The 13,514-nt window shown below is 72.2% G+C and carries 12 protein-coding genes; 3 read left to right on the top strand and 9 right to left on the bottom strand.

The genetic code is table 11. The features are described from left to right. Positions 1–110: 110 nt before the first annotated feature. Positions 111–1,394 carry an adenylosuccinate synthase gene (locus ACFW2G_RS02670; RefSeq protein ID WP_037920822.1) on the bottom strand — a complete coding sequence of 428 codons (1,284 nt, stop codon included), beginning with the start codon at positions 1,392–1,394 and terminating at the stop codon, positions 111–113. Positions 1,395–1,577: 183 nt separating this feature from the next. Here ACFW2G_RS02670 and ACFW2G_RS02665 point away from each other — a divergent pair, with 183 nt between their 5' ends. Beyond that, positions 1,578–2,420, top strand: coding sequence for a diacylglycerol kinase (locus ACFW2G_RS02665; protein WP_384446065.1), 843 nt, complete (start codon positions 1,578–1,580; stop codon positions 2,418–2,420). Between the two features lie 205 nt (positions 2,421–2,625). On the opposite strand, the gene ACFW2G_RS02660 is transcribed toward ACFW2G_RS02665, so the two are convergent. Then, positions 2,626–3,147, bottom strand: coding sequence for a GbsR/MarR family transcriptional regulator (locus ACFW2G_RS02660; protein ID WP_037921463.1), 522 nt, complete (start codon positions 3,145–3,147; stop codon positions 2,626–2,628). Between the two features lie 84 nt (positions 3,148–3,231). Here ACFW2G_RS02660 and ACFW2G_RS02655 point away from each other — a divergent pair, with 84 nt between their 5' ends. Both ACFW2G_RS02655 and ACFW2G_RS02650 read left to right on the top strand, forming a co-directional pair. Beyond that, a complete protein-coding gene (locus tag ACFW2G_RS02655) occupies positions 3,232–4,134 on the top strand; it encodes an ABC transporter ATP-binding protein (RefSeq protein WP_037920827.1) in 903 nt (300 codons plus the stop codon). Next, positions 4,131–5,714: an ABC transporter permease gene (locus ACFW2G_RS02650; protein ID WP_384581257.1), complete on the top strand. Its 1,584-nt coding sequence runs from the start codon at positions 4,131–4,133 to the stop codon at positions 5,712–5,714. The genes ACFW2G_RS02655 and ACFW2G_RS02650 overlap by 4 nt, the downstream gene beginning before the upstream one ends. 20 nt (positions 5,715–5,734) lie before the next feature. On the opposite strand, the gene ACFW2G_RS02645 is transcribed toward ACFW2G_RS02650, so the two are convergent. From ACFW2G_RS02645 to ACFW2G_RS02615, 7 genes are all read right to left on the bottom strand, one after another. Beyond that, the gene (locus tag ACFW2G_RS02645; RefSeq protein ID WP_384446009.1) at positions 5,735–6,943 is read right to left on the bottom strand and encodes a cytochrome P450; all 1,209 of its coding nucleotides are present in this window, start codon (positions 6,941–6,943) and stop codon (positions 5,735–5,737) included. A 29-nt stretch (positions 6,944–6,972) separates the two neighbouring features. After that, positions 6,973–7,632: a response regulator transcription factor gene (locus ACFW2G_RS02640; protein ID WP_037920836.1), complete on the bottom strand. Its 660-nt coding sequence runs from the start codon at positions 7,630–7,632 to the stop codon at positions 6,973–6,975. Then, positions 7,629–8,963, bottom strand: a complete 1,335-nt coding sequence (locus tag ACFW2G_RS02635; protein ID WP_384581255.1) for a sensor histidine kinase — start codon at positions 8,961–8,963, stop codon at positions 7,629–7,631. Before ACFW2G_RS02635 ends, ACFW2G_RS02640 begins: the two co-directional genes overlap by 4 nt. Before the next feature lie 88 nt (positions 8,964–9,051). Continuing rightward, entirely contained in the window at positions 9,052–9,723 is a 672-nt protein-coding gene (locus ACFW2G_RS02630) for a response regulator transcription factor (RefSeq protein WP_037920841.1), read from the bottom strand. After that, entirely contained in the window at positions 9,720–11,087 is a 1,368-nt protein-coding gene (locus tag ACFW2G_RS02625) for a sensor histidine kinase (RefSeq protein WP_384446011.1), read from the bottom strand. Before ACFW2G_RS02625 ends, ACFW2G_RS02630 begins: the two co-directional genes overlap by 4 nt. Before the next feature lie 10 nt (positions 11,088–11,097). Beyond that, the gene (locus ACFW2G_RS02620) at positions 11,098–12,288 is read right to left on the bottom strand and encodes an acyltransferase (protein ID WP_384446012.1); all 1,191 of its coding nucleotides are present in this window, start codon (positions 12,286–12,288) and stop codon (positions 11,098–11,100) included. Next, positions 12,281–13,324: an alpha/beta hydrolase gene (locus ACFW2G_RS02615; RefSeq protein WP_384446013.1), complete on the bottom strand. Its 1,044-nt coding sequence runs from the start codon at positions 13,322–13,324 to the stop codon at positions 12,281–12,283. Before ACFW2G_RS02615 ends, ACFW2G_RS02620 begins: the two co-directional genes overlap by 8 nt. Positions 13,325–13,514: the final 190 nt, after the last annotated feature.

Here is a 13,514-nt window from a genome sequence, read left to right as displayed (position 1 = left end):
GACTACCGGAACGGCACGGCGGTGACACCGCCGCGGGCACGCGCCCGTACGTGCGGGAAGGGGCGGGCGCCGTACGGCGCACCGCCCCTTCGTGCCGCTGCGGGCGCTGCCTACAGGAACGAGTTGATCTCGATCGTCTCGGTGCGGCCGGGGCCGACGCCGATCGCGGAGATCGGGGCGCCCGACATCTCCTCCAGGGCCTTCACGTAGGCCTGGGCGTTCGCCGGCAGGTCCGAGAAGGTCTTGGCCTTGGTGATGTCCTCGGACCAGCCGGGGAGGTACTCGTAGATCGGCTTCGCGTGGTGGAAGTCGCTCTGCGAGTAGGGCAGCTCCTCGACGCGCTTGCCGTCGATCTCGTAGGCGACGCAGACCGGGATCTGCTCCCAGCCGGTCAGTACGTCCAGCTTCGTGAGGAAGAAGTCGGTGAGGCCGTTCACGCGGGTGGCGTACCGTGCGATCGGCGCGTCGAACCAGCCGCAGCGACGGTCGCGGCCGGTGGTCACGCCGCGCTCGCCGCCGATGCGGCGCAGGTCCTCGCCGTCCTGGTCGAACAGCTCGGTCGGGAACGGGCCCGCGCCGACGCGGGTGGTGTAGGCCTTGAGGATGCCGATGACACGGCTGATCTTCGTGGGGCCGACGCCGGTGCCGGTGCAGGCGCCGCCCGCGGTCGGGTTCGACGAGGTGACGAAGGGGTAGGTGCCGTGGTCGACGTCGAGCAGGGTGCCCTGGCCGCCCTCGAAGAGCACGACCTTGTCCTCGTCCAGCGCGTTGTTGAGGATCAGGGTGGTGTCGGCGACGTACGGCTTGATCTGCTCCGCGTACTGGAGCATTTCCTCGACGATGGCCGCGGACTCGATCGCGCGGCGGTTGTAGAGCTTCGCGAGGAGCTGGTTCTTGCCCTCCAGCGCCGCCTCGACCTTCTGGGAGAGGATCGACTCGTCGTAGAGGTCCTGGACGCGGATGCCGACGCGGTTGATCTTGTCTGCGTAGGTCGGGCCGATGCCGCGACCGGTGGTACCGATCTTGCGCTTGCCGAGGAAGCGCTCGCCGACCTTGTCGAGGGTGACGTTGTAAGGCGTGATCAGATGAGCGTTGCCGCTGATGAGCAGCTTGGAGGTGTCGATGCCGCGCTCGTTGAGACCGCGCAGCTCGGAGAGCAGGACGGCCGGGTCGACGACGACGCCGTTACCGATGACCGGGGTGCATCCGGGGGAGAGGATGCCGGAAGGGAGAAGGTGCAGCGCGTACTTCTGGTCGCCGACGACGACCGTGTGGCCGGCGTTGTTGCCGCCCTGGTAGCGCACTACATAGTCAACGGATCCACCGAGCAGGTCGGTGGCCTTTCCCTTGCCCTCGTCACCCCACTGAGCTCCGAGCAGCACAAGAGCGGGCACAGGCGTACACCTCTTCCGGATGGGGCATGTCCAAGGTCAGGGGCGCGTACGACGATGTACGCGGGCTGAGCCGTCGGACGGGTTGCCCCGGAATAGACGAAGGCCCTGGCGCAATAGCGCAAGGGCCTCTTGCACAAAGATGCTACCCGAGGAAGGACCGAGGTGTCGGCTCCAGAGCCCACCATGAGCGAAGCGGGCGCGCCGGTAGGCGGTCTGCTGGTGCTCGTCGACCCGGTCGCCCGCCGTCTCGACGGCGAGTCCGTGCGGATCGCGAAGGATGTGTTGTCAGCGGGCGCGGCGGCGAAGATCTGCCTCCCGGATTCGCAGGAGGAGTTTGCGCGGGCGCTTGCCCGCCGGGGTCAACGGCAGCCGGTGATCGTGGGCGACGACGGTGCCCTGGTGCGGGCGGTGGGACTGCTGCACCGGGAGCGGGGGCTGGGCGAGAGCGCTCTGGCCCTGGTCCCGGTGGGGCCGGTGGGGTCCCTGGCGCTGGCGATGTCCCTGGGGGTTCCCCAGTCCGCCGTCGCGGCGGCTCGGGCGGTGCTCGACGGGTCGGTGCGGACGTGTGACCTGCTGGTCGACGACAGTGACGGGGTGGTCCTCGGCGCGCTGCGGATTTCGCCGCTGCGCGGCCCGGAGCGGGGGCTCCCCAGGCCGGCCGGGCCGTCGGTGTGGAGCGCCTACCGCTCGCTGGTGCGGACGCTGGTCCGGCCGGTGGTGGCGGCGGGCGGTGCGGGCGGCGGTCACCACCGGCTCCGGGTGGAGGCCGACGGGGTCGTGCTGGCGGATGTGGACCAGCCCGTGGCGGACGTCTCGGTGCGCACGCGGCGCGACGGCGAACCGGCGGAGGTCGCGGTGCGCACGGGCGGCGGCTTCGCCGGCTCGACGGTGACGGCCCGGGCGAAGACGGTGACGGTCTCGGGCGCGGACTTCCGCTACCGGGCCGACGGCGCGATGACCGGCCCGGTTCGCCGCCGTACGTGGACGCTGCGCCCCGGGTCCTGGATGCTCACCCTGCCGCGGTGACGGAGGCGGCGCGGCTCACGCGTTCGGTGGTGCTGGTGGTGCCACTGCCCCCGGTGGTGTTCGGGGTGCGGGGCTTCGCGCGGTCCGCCGGGTGCGGGGTCGCACGGCGGGACCCGGCGCCGCCGGACAGGTGGTGCGGCCGCTCGTGCTGTGACCGGAAGGGTCCACCGACCGGAAGGGTTCACCGCCGCACGGCCCCCCGGCCCTAGTCGAGGCCGAGGGTGGCCCGGTGGGCGCGCCAGCGGTCCATCAGGCTCAGCATCTCTCCCTGCATGAACTCGAAGAAGGCCGCCGTCTCGGCGACCCGCGCCCCGGCGGGCGAATCCGTACCGAGTCCGGCCGCGCCCTCGCGCAGGGTCTTCCCCCACTGGGTCAGGACCTGGTCGCGCCGGGTGAAGGTCTCGTACCAGAGCTCGTTGTGCAGGACGTACCGGTCCCGCCGTGAGCCCGGTTCTCGTTCGCGGCTGACCATGTTGACCTGTGCCAGGTAGGACACGGCCCCCGAGACCGCGGCCGGGCTGATCCGGAGCGCGTCGCTCAGCTCCGCCGAGGTCATCGAGCCGCCATCGCTGGCCAGCAGCTGCGCGAAGACCCGGGCGGCCATCCGCTGCATCCCCGCTTCGGTCAGCTGCGCCGCGAACCGCTCCACGAACCGGGAGACGGCTCCCGCGTCGCGTCCGGCGGCCGAGTCGGCAGCCCCATCCCCGTGCCCGTCCGTCCGCACCATGCCGTTCGCCACCCTCCCGACTTTACGTGATTCTTGTGATTCCCAATCTTCACAGATTTATGAAAGAAGCGTACGTTCGGAGGCATGACGAAGGCAATCAGTGCCGTCGGCCTCCACAAGGCCTTCGGCCGCACCCGCGCACTGGACGGACTCGACCTCGCGGTCACCACCGGCGAAGTACACGGCTTCCTCGGACCCAACGGCGCCGGCAAGTCCACCGCCATCCGGATCCTGCTCGGACTGCTGCGCGCGGACGCCGGGACCGCCGAACTCCTCGGCGGCGACCCGTGGGCCGACGCGGTGCCCCTCCACCGTCGTGTCGCCTACGTCCCCGGAGACGTCACACTGTGGCGCAACCTCTCCGGCGGCGAGGTCATCGACCTGTACGGACGGCTTCGCGGCGGCCTCGACCCGGCGCGCCGCGCCGAGCTCCTGGAGCGGTTCGAACTGGACCCCACCAAGAAGGGGCGCACCTACTCCAAGGGCAACCGGCAGAAGGTCGCCCTCGTCGCCGCCTTCGCCTCCGACGCCGAACTGCTCATCCTCGACGAACCCACCTCCGGCCTCGACCCGCTGATGGAGGGGGTCTTCCAGAGCTGCGTCGCCGAGGCCCGCTCCGCCGGCCGCACCGTCCTGCTCAGCTCGCACATCCTCAGCGAGGTCGAGTCGCTGTGCGACCGCGTCAGCATCGTCCGCCAGGGCCGCACCGTGGAGACCGGGACCCTCGCCGAACTCCGCCACCTCACCCGTACGTCGATCAGCGCCGAGCTCGCCGGCCCGCCGAACGGCATGGCCCGCCTGCCGGGCGTGCACGACGTGGAGGTGCGCGGGCTCAAGGTCCGGCTCCAGGCCGACACCGACAAGCTGGACGCCGTACTGCGCTCCCTCACCGAGGCCGGAGTACGCTCGCTGACCGCGACCCCGCCCACCCTCGAAGAGCTCTTCCTGCGCCACTACACCGACGGCCGCGAGGCGGGCACGCGATGAAGCGACGACCGAACGGCCTCGCGGGCACCGGCGCACTGCTGGGTCTGGCCCTGCGCCGCGACCGGGTGATGATGCCAGTCTGGGTCCTGCTCACCGCGCTCCTGGTGGTGAGCATGCCCGGATCGCTCGGCAGCGTGTACGCCACCGCCGCCGAACGCGCCCGGGCCGCGGCCACGATGAACGCCAACGACTCCCTGCGCGCCCTGTACGGACCGGTCTTCGGGGACTCCCTCGGCGCCCTGACGGCCTGGCGCGCCGGCGTCTTCGGCGCGGTCCTCGCGGCTGTCATGAGCCTGATCATCGTGGTCCGACACACCCGGGAGGAAGAGGAGACGGGACGTCAGGAACTGCTCTCCGCCGCCATGGTGGGCCGCCAGGCCCCACTGACCGCGGCGCTCCTCGCCGCCCTCGTGGCCAACACGTGCACCGCCCTGCTCGTCGCCGGCGGCCTCGCCGGGCAGGGAGCCCCGGGCGCGGTCGCGCTCGCCCTGGCCCTCGCCGGCACCGGCATGCTCTTCGCCGGCGCGGCCGCCGTAACCGCCCAGCTGACCGAGAGCGCCCGGGCCGCCAAGGGGGTCACGGCCACGCTGCTCGGCGCGGCCTTCGTCCTGAAAGCCGCGGGCGACGCCGGTACCACGGGCGGAGGCTCCGCTCTGACCTGGGTCTCACCCCTCGGCTGGGTGGAGAACGTACGAGCCTTCGCCGGCGAGCGCTGGTGGGTGCTCCTGCTGCTCGCCGCCGCCGTCGTGGTGCAGGTGGCCGCCGGCTACCTGCTGGCCGGTCGCCGCGACCTCGGGATGAGCTTCCTGCCGTCCCGGCCGGGGCCGGCCGAGGGGCGGCTCGGCACGGCGGGCGCGCTGGCCTGGCGGCTGCAGCGAGGCACCCTCACAGGCTGGAGCGCGGCCTTCCTGACGGCCGGCGTGGTCTTCGGCGGTATGGCGGACGGTGCCGCGGACCTGGTCGGCGGCAACGACCGGACGAGGGAGATCATCGAGCGGATGGGCGGGCAGAGCGGACTCACCGACGCCTTCCTCGCCGCGATGGCCGGCATGTTCGGCATGGTCGCCGCCCTGTACGCGGTGTCGGCCGTCCTGCGCCTGAGCGGTGAGGAGACGGGACAGCGGGCGGAACCGCTCCTCGCGAACGCGGTCGGCCGGCTCCGCTGGGTCGGCGGCCACCTGGCCGTCGCCTTCGGCGGCTCGGCACTGATACTGCTGCTGGCGGGGCTCGGTCTCGGCATCGGGCACGGCGGCGAGGTGGGGGCGACGGTCGCGGCCACTCTCGCCCAGCTTCCGGCGGTCTGGGTCATCGGGGCCGTGGCGGCGCTCCTCCACGGCGCGATACCAGCGTACGCGGCGGCCGCCTGGGCCGTGGCCGGTGGCGCCCTGGTCCTGGGCTGGATCGGTCCGGCGCTGAACCTCCCCCAGACCGCCCTGGACCTCTCGCCCTTCGCCCATATGCCCAGGCTCCCGGGCGCCGAGCCCCTGGTGTGGACCCCACTCCTGGCCCTGACCGCCCTGGCAGCGGCCCTGACGGCGGTCGGCCTCACCGCCCTGCGCCGCCGCGACATGACCACCTGAACTGCGGAGGAGCCAACCTCCTAGAACTCCACCAGCAGGTTCTTCAGCCCGCGGATGACGTACCCGTCCTGCCACTGCGGCTCCTCGACGAGCCGCAGTGGGGGCACGCCGTCCGCCAGCAGCGCCCCGAAGGAGGCCTCCAGCTCGCGCCGCGCCAGCGGTGCCCCCAGGCAGTAGTGGATCCCCGCGCCGAAGGCCAGATGCGGATTGTCGGCCCGCCCGAGGTCCAGCGCGTCGGGGTCCTCGAAACGCGCGGGATCCCGGTTCGCCGATCCGAAGAGCAGCGCCACCTCCGACCCGCGGGGGATGTCGGTACCGCCGACGCGGATGTCGTCGAGCACCCAGCGTTCGAACATCTGCAGGGGAGTGTCGTACCGCATCAGTTCATCCACAGCTGTGGACAACTTCTCGGGATCGCGGCCTTCGCGGAGCGCGGCGAGCTGATCGGGGTTGCGGAACAGCGCCCACCACCCATTGACCGTGGTGTTGACGGTGGCCTCGTGCCCGGCGTTCAGCAGGAGGACGCAGGTGGAGATCATCTCCTGCTCGCTGAGCCGCCCCTCCTCGTCATGGGCGGCGATCAGGCCGGAGATCAGATCCTCGCCGGGGCGTGCGCGCCGCTGGGCGATCAGCTCCCGCAGGTACGCGCTGAAGTCGATGCTCGCGCGCACCGCGCGCCGCGCCGTCTCCTCGTCCGGCCGGAGCTCGAACATTCCGCAGATGTCCGCCGACCAGGGCCGCAGCAGCCCCCGGTCCCCCTCGGGGACGCCCAGCAGCTCCGCGATCACGGCCACCGGCAGCGGCTCGGCGACCGTGGCGAGCAGATCGCCGCCACCGTCCGCGAGTAGCCGCCCCACCAGTTCCCCGGCCAGCCGCTGCACGGCGGGCACCAGCCGTTCCACCGTCCGTGGCGTGAAGGCCTTCGCCACCAGCCTGCGCACCCGTGCGTGAGCGGGATCCTCCAGGTCCAGCAGGCCGTTGCCGTTGAGCACGTGGAAGGGCTCGTGCGCCGCCGGCGGTGCCGGGCGCCCGAACTCCTCGTGCGAGAAGCGGTGGAGGTAGGTCCGCCCCAGCCGCCGGTCCCGCAGCAGCGCGCTCACATCGGCGTAGTGCGGCACCAGCCACTGGCCGGTGGCCTCACACCAGACGGCCCGCCCCTGCTGCCTCAACTCCCGGTAGGCCGGGTACGGATCGGCGACGAACGCGGCATCCCACGGATCAAAGCCCATGACCGCAGACTATGCGCTCCGCCCCCGGATCAGGCCGGAGTCACCAGGCGGGTCTCGTAGGCGAACACCGCCGCCTGTGTCCGGTCCCGCAGGCCCAGCTTCACCAGGATCCGGCTCACATGGGTCTTGATCGTGGACTCCGCGACGATCAGCCGGTCTGCCATCTCCGCATTGGACAGCCCCTGCGCGATCAGGATCAGCACCTCCGTCTCCCGCTCCGTCAGCTCGCCCACTCCCGCCGGGTCCGCGAGCTTGCGCACCTCGGAGATCTTCGAGAACTCCGAGATCAGCCGCTTGGTCACCGAGGGCGCCAGCAGCGCCTCGCCGGCTGCCACCACCCTCACCCCGTCCGCAAGCTGACGGGCCGACGCATCCTTCAGCAGGAACCCGGAGGCCCCCGCCCGCAGCGCCTGATACACGTACTCGTCGAGGTCGAAGGTCGTCAGCACCAGCACCTTCGCGTCCGTGTCCGCGGCCACGATCTCCCGTGTCGCCTCCAGGCCGTTCATGTGGGGCATCCGGATGTCCATCAGCACCACGTCCGGCCGCAGCGCCGCCACCTGCGCGATGGCCTCGCGGCCGTCGACCGCCTCGCCCACCACCTCGATGCCGTCCATGGCGTTCAGGAGAACCGAGAACCCCTCGCGGACCATCATCTGGTCGTCGACGATCAGCACCCTGATCGTCATGCCGTTGCCTCCTGCGGCGGCACCGGCTCGGGACGGCTGCGCACCGGGATGAACACCGCGACTTCGTACCCTCCCGATTCCGTCCGCGCCGCCGTCATCTCCCCCTCCAGCATGGCCACCCGCTCCCGCATCCCGGTGATCCCGTGACCGGCCCCCGGCGAAGGCCGCACATCCCCGGTCGGCGCCTCGTTGACGACCCGTATGCCCAAGCCGCCCAGCACGTACGACACTTCCACCCCGGCCGCCGCACCCGGCGCATGCCGCAGCGCGTTACTCAGGGCCTCCTGGATGATCCGGTACGCCGACAGCTCCACGCCCTGCGGCAGCTCCCGCACCGCACCCGTGACCGTCTTCTCCACACTCAGCCCTGCCTCGCGCACATTGGCCAGCAGCCCGTCCAGCGAGTCCAGCGTCGGCTGCGGGGCCTCCGGAGCCTCGTAGTCCGCGGAGCGCACCACACCCAGCACCCGCCGCAGCTCCGTCAGGGCCGCCACCGCGTTCTCCCTGATGGTGACGAACGCCGCCTCCAGCTCGGGCGGCGGGTTCTTCACCCGGTACGGCGCGGCCTCGGCCTGGATCGCCACCACCGACATGTGGTGTGCCACCACGTCGTGCAGTTCCCGCGCGATCGTCGTCCGCTCCTCCAACAGCGTCCGCTTGTCCCGCTCGACGGCCGTGACCTCCTGCTGCGCGCTCACCTCCGCCCTGGCGTGCCGGCGTATCTGGATGCTTCCGGCGATCACCAGCGCGAAGGCGGAGGCCACCGCCATCTCCGACGCGTTCGACCCCCACTGGCCGCTGAGCATCACGGAGAGGACAACGCCCAGCGCGAGGGTCAGCGCCCACATCCAGGCCGCCACCCGGGGCCCGGTCCGCAGCGTCACGAGGACCATGACCGCGATGTAGGAGAAGAAGGCGCCCGGGGTCCAGGGCCAGCTGCCGCCCCCGCCGAGGGCGCCCAGCACCACGGTCATCGCGACGGCCGCCCACCATGCGCCGACCGGCCGCACCAGCGTCATGAGGACGGGAGCCGCGGCCATCAGCCCCATGACGAGCCCGCCGAGATCACCGAGATAGCCCGACTGCCCGTCCACCGTGACGAGCACGGCGACGAAGGCCAGGAATCCCACGGCCGCATGCCGCCGCCACGGCGCATACGGGCGTATCACTTTGGGGAGCCGTCGGGAGAAGCGCCCCGGAGCCCCCGCCAGGGGCAGCGGCCGATAGGCGAAGGCATCGGTGAGGAGGTCCTGGCGAAGGGTCGCGATCACCTCCGATGCCAGTCGGAATTCAGGCGTCCGGGCTGTCCCCCCGGTGGTCGTCTCGGTCATAGGCACAACCGTAGGTCTGTGCCGCCTGCACCCGCGTCGCCGCTGATGGGGATTTCGCCGCGTCCCTCTCAAGTACTACACGGGGCCGTCAGTAGCCCGCCGGACGGATCAGACCGCTCTCGTACGCGAACACCGCCGCCTGTGTGCGGTCCCGCAGGCCCAGCTTCACCAGGATCCGGCTCACGTGGGTCTTCACCGTCTGCTCGGCCAGGACCAGGTGCTCGGAGATCTCCGCGTTCGACAGGCCCTGGGCGATCAGCGACAGCACCTCCGTCTCCCGCTCGGTGAGCGCCTCGATCCGGGCCCGCGACGGCGCACGCGGCGCCCCCAGCCGGGAGAACTCCGTGATCAGCCGCTTCGTGATGTTCGGTGAGAGCAGCGCCTCACCCGCCGCCACCACCCGTACCGCCTCGGCGAGCTGATCGGCGGACGCGTCCTTCAGCAGGAAGCCGGAGGCCCCTGCCCGCAGCGCCTCGTACACGTACTCGTCGAGGTCGAAGGTGGTCAGCACGAGCACTTTCACCGTGGCACGGGGAACACGTGTGATCACGGAGGTGGCTTCGATGCCGCCCATGCCCGGCATCCGGATGTCCATCAGCACCACGTCCGGGGCCAGCTCGGCGGCCTGGGCGACGGCGTCCGCCCCGTCCACCGCCTGCCCCACCACCTCGATGTCGGGCTGGGCGTTGAGCAGCACGGTGAAGCCCTGCCGCACCATCATCTGGTCGTCGGCGATCATCACCCTGATCGGGGTGCTCATGGTGCCTTCCTCGTCTCGGTGCGGGAGCGGGTGTCGGTGTCGGCGGGCGGGATGTGCGGAGCCGTCGGGAGCACCGCGCTGACCTCGTACCCGCCGTCGGGACGTGGGCCCGCAGCCAGTTCGCCTCCCAGCATGCCCGCCCGCTCCCGCATTCCGAGCATCCCGTGCCCCGCCCCCTGCGAGGGCGGTGCCGGCCGGCTCGGCGCGCTGTTGGCGACGCACAGGTACAGTTCGCGCGGCCCGTACGCGACGCCCACCTCCACCCGTGAGCCGGGCGCGTGGCGAAGGCAGTTGCTCAGGGCCTCCTGCACGATCCGGTATGCGGTCAGCTCGACTCCGGGGGCCAGCGGCCGGCGGATGCCCGCGACTTCGGTGGTGACGTCCAGTCCGGCTCCCCGCACGTTGTCCACGAGACCGTTCAGCTCGGCGAGGGTCGGCTGCGGATGCTTCGGGGCCGCGAGATCACCGCCCTGTTCGGAGCGCAGCACGCCCAGCACCCGACGCAGCTCCGTGAGGGCCTCCAGCGCGTTCTCCCGGATGCCCGCCAGGTTCTCCTTGAGCTCCTCCGACGGGTTGTCCACGAGGTGCGGGGCGACCTGCGCCTGGATGGAGATCACGGACATGTGGTGGGCGACGACGTCGTGCAGCTCGCGGGCGATGCGGCTGCGTTCCTCCAGCACGGTGCGCCGTGCCCGCTCCTCCGCGGTGAGGGTCTCCTGCTCGACCAGTTCGCCCCGTGCCAGCCGCAGGGCGCGCAGCGCGTACCCGAGGAGCCCGACGAAGCCGAAGAGGACCGCGGCTTCCATGGAGGAGATCTGGCTTCCGTTCGGACGGGAGGTCAGCTCGGCCGTCCCGGTGAGGGCGAGGGAGACGGTGACGACCCAGATCGTCACCCGGGGCGGTACCCGGAGGGAGACCAGCAGCAGCACGAGGGCGAACGCGAGGATCCCGCCGGGCGTCCACGGCCACCACTGACCCGGCCCGACGCTGTGGCGGATCATCGAGGCGATCCAGCCCGCGGCGAGCAGCGCCAGCCACCAGGCGGCGATCGGGCGGAACATCGCGAGCCAGATCGACAGCGCCGTCAGGAGCGCGACGGCCAGCGGCGGGCCGCCTTTGACGTGGTAGTGGTCCATGAGCTGCTCGGTGGTCAGGAACCCGAAGAACACCGCCGCGTAGGCGACGAGCACATGCGGAAGCCGAGCCAGCCACCGCGGCAGCGGCCGGCCCATCCGGGGGAGCGGGTCGCGCCGGAGCGTGAACAGCTCCAGGGCCGGCTCCATGACCGACGCCAGCCGCGGCGCGACGTCCTTGACGGGGCCGGAGGGCTTCGGCTTGGCCGTCGGCACGCGCTGTTCGTTCACGCCGGTCAGCCTAGGCACGGATGAACTCCCCGGCGGATGCGGCCGGAACGGAATGCGCGGTAGGGACCGCGGTCGACGGGGGACGCCGGACCTGTTCGTGGTTGCGGAACGCCGCCCAGCACAGCCCCAGCGCGGCCGCGAACACCGGCAGCCACACCACCCGGGCGGCTATCCATCCCGCCGAGTCGGGTGGGGTGTGCAGCCCGGGCAGCCGCGCGGGGACGAGGAGCCCGAGCGAGGTGACGGCCATCATGGCGGTCTGGTGCCACAGGAAGACCGTCATGGCGGAGCTGTTCAGCAGAGCCACCTTCGCCCAGGCCGCAGGCCTGCGCATGCGTCGGGCCAGCCGGTCGCGGGCCAGCAGGGCCAGGGCGCACTGGGCCAGCCCGAACGTGACCGCGGCCAGCGTCGGCGGGTTGAGATTCGAGACGCCAGCCCCAGGAACGCCCACCATGGATGCCGGATACCCGCCCCACAGGACCAGCGCGGTGGTGGCTGCCGCGGCACCGCCGGCGAGGAGCCGGAGCCGGCCGTGCCGGGCGAGGGCTCCGCGCGACCAAGTGGCGCCCAACGTGAAGGGAACGAGCCAGCCCGCGGCCACATTGACCCAGCCGATCCATTCCGGCCCGCCCAGCCAGAAGCGCCACAGGTCGACGCCCGCCACCACTGCCGCCGGCCACGCCGGGCCGATCCGGGACACCAGCGGAGTCGCGGCGGTGAGCGCGGCGAACACCAGCAGGAACCACAGCGGCGACAGGACCAGCTTGACCAGCGTCCGTACGGTGCCGAGCTCCGCCCCGCCGACCAGCATGCCCGCCACGACGACCGTCCAGAGGACAAGCACCGCGGAGACCGGGAGGAACAGCCGGCCGAGCCGCTGCCCGACCCACACCGTGTACGGGACGCCCCGCTCGCGCGCCGAGGCGTATCCGCGGGCGGCGACGTGGCCGCCCACCAGGAAGAAGACGGCCAGTGTCTGGAACACCCAGGTCAGCGGCGTCAGCCAGGGGATGTGCGTCAGAGGACTCGTGCCGCGCAGACCGCCGTCCGCCGCGGTCAGGGAGGTGACCAGCCAGTGGCCGAGGACCACCCCGAGGATCGCGAGAGCTCGGAGGGCGTCCACGGCCCGGTCTCGGTCGGCCGGGGTGGCCGTGTCGATGCCCGCCGCCAGGGCGGACCAGCGGGCGCGGAGCTCACGCATGGCCGGCCTCCTGGGCGGGACCACAGCCGAGGACGATGGCGGCCAGGGCGTCGAGGGACGCGGTGCCCGGCTTGAGGTAATCGCTGTGGCCGCCGCCCCCGGCGGCGAAGGCCCGCGCTCCGAAGGCGGGGTCGACCGGGTCGGTGCCGAAGCCGAGCCCGCCGAGCCGGACGTGCGGTACACCGGCTATCCAGTCGGCGTCGCCCCTGCCGGCCCAGACCCGGGCCGAGGTCGGCAGCTCCCGGGCCGATCCGGTCCCCGTGCCCGGGCTGCCGAAGAGGACCACGTCGCCGACGGCGGGGCCGGTGACGGTCCGTGCGCAGACGACCGAGCCGTAGGAGTGGCACAGCAGCGAGAGCCGCGCGCCGGGTGCGGCCAGATCCCCCAACCGGTGCAGGAACGGTGCCAGTTCGGCGGCGGCATCGTCGGCCCGGCCGACCGTCAGTACGGTCGTGCTGACCGTGCTCGGGGTGTCGTACCCGAGCCAGGCGACCACGGCCGTGCGCGGATAGTCCGCCCGGAGCCGCTGCTGGAGGGCGACCGCCCCGGACCGGAACCTCTCGTACGTGTCGAGTGTGGTGTCGGACCCTGGTACCAGGACGGCGATCCGGTCGGCGGTCTCCAGCTCGCCGAACACCTCGACGGCACGGCCCCTGCCGCGGCCGTCGAAGGCCAGGAACTGCGCCGCACCGGTTGCGGCCATGGCCCGCAGCCGGTCGGCCCGGCCGGAACGGCCCGCGTTATGGGCCATCCGGAGCGCCTCCGAGATGTTGTCGCGATTGGCCGCATAGCGGCTCCGGGGAGGGGCGTCCTCGGCGAACACGGCGGGCGAAGGCGCGGGCACCCGCGCGGAGGCGGCGGCCGACACGGGGACGACCACGGCCGCCGCGACCAGCGAAGCCAGCAGCGTGCGGCGCAGGCGTCCGCCACGCCCGCCGCCCTTCCCCGTCGCGAGCGCGGCCCCAACCGCCCCGGCTTCCCGCGCCGTACCGGCCGCCGCTGCCCTGTCCGCCGTTTCGGCCGTCTCCGTCGTCATGGCTTCTTCCCCCGTGTCCCGGAAGAGCCGTCAGTGCCCTTCTCCGTCAACGAAGTTAGATATCCGAGCCCCTGGTCCGCGTCCCGCCACGGAGCCGTGTCCGCGTGTAGCTCCCAGGTATGACGGGCCATACGCCAGAGGCACATCGGCCCATCTGGCCGCGCTCCGGTGAACCATCCGGAACTCCTTG

Source organism: Streptomyces sp. NPDC058880 (assembly GCF_042742535.1).
GTDB lineage: Bacteria > Actinomycetota > Actinomycetes > Streptomycetales > Streptomycetaceae > Streptomyces.
This window is presented reverse-complemented; position numbering and strand designations above follow the sequence as displayed.

Coding starts and splice junctions, on each gene's coding strand:
- ACFW2G_RS02635 (WP_384581255.1), bottom strand. CDS start 8,963: ATGACCGAGACGACCACCGGGGGGACAGCCCGGACGCCTGAATTCCGA.
- ACFW2G_RS02615 (WP_384446013.1), bottom strand. CDS start 13,324: ATGACGACGGAGACGGCCGAAACGGCGGACAGGGCAGCGGCGGCCGGT.
- ACFW2G_RS02660 (WP_037921463.1), bottom strand. CDS start 3,147: ATGGTGCGGACGGACGGGCACGGGGATGGGGCTGCCGACTCGGCCGCC.
- ACFW2G_RS02640 (WP_037920836.1), bottom strand. CDS start 7,632: ATGACGATCAGGGTGCTGATCGTCGACGACCAGATGATGGTCCGCGAG.
- ACFW2G_RS02645 (WP_384446009.1), bottom strand. CDS start 6,943: ATGGGCTTTGATCCGTGGGATGCCGCGTTCGTCGCCGATCCGTACCCG.
- ACFW2G_RS02630 (WP_037920841.1), bottom strand. CDS start 9,723: ATGAGCACCCCGATCAGGGTGATGATCGCCGACGACCAGATGATGGTG.
- ACFW2G_RS02650 (WP_384581257.1), top strand. CDS start 4,131: ATGAAGCGACGACCGAACGGCCTCGCGGGCACCGGCGCACTGCTGGGT.
- ACFW2G_RS02665 (WP_384446065.1), top strand. CDS start 1,578: ATGAGCGAAGCGGGCGCGCCGGTAGGCGGTCTGCTGGTGCTCGTCGAC.
- ACFW2G_RS02655 (WP_037920827.1), top strand. CDS start 3,232: ATGACGAAGGCAATCAGTGCCGTCGGCCTCCACAAGGCCTTCGGCCGC.
- ACFW2G_RS02620 (WP_384446012.1), bottom strand. CDS start 12,288: ATGCGTGAGCTCCGCGCCCGCTGGTCCGCCCTGGCGGCGGGCATCGAC.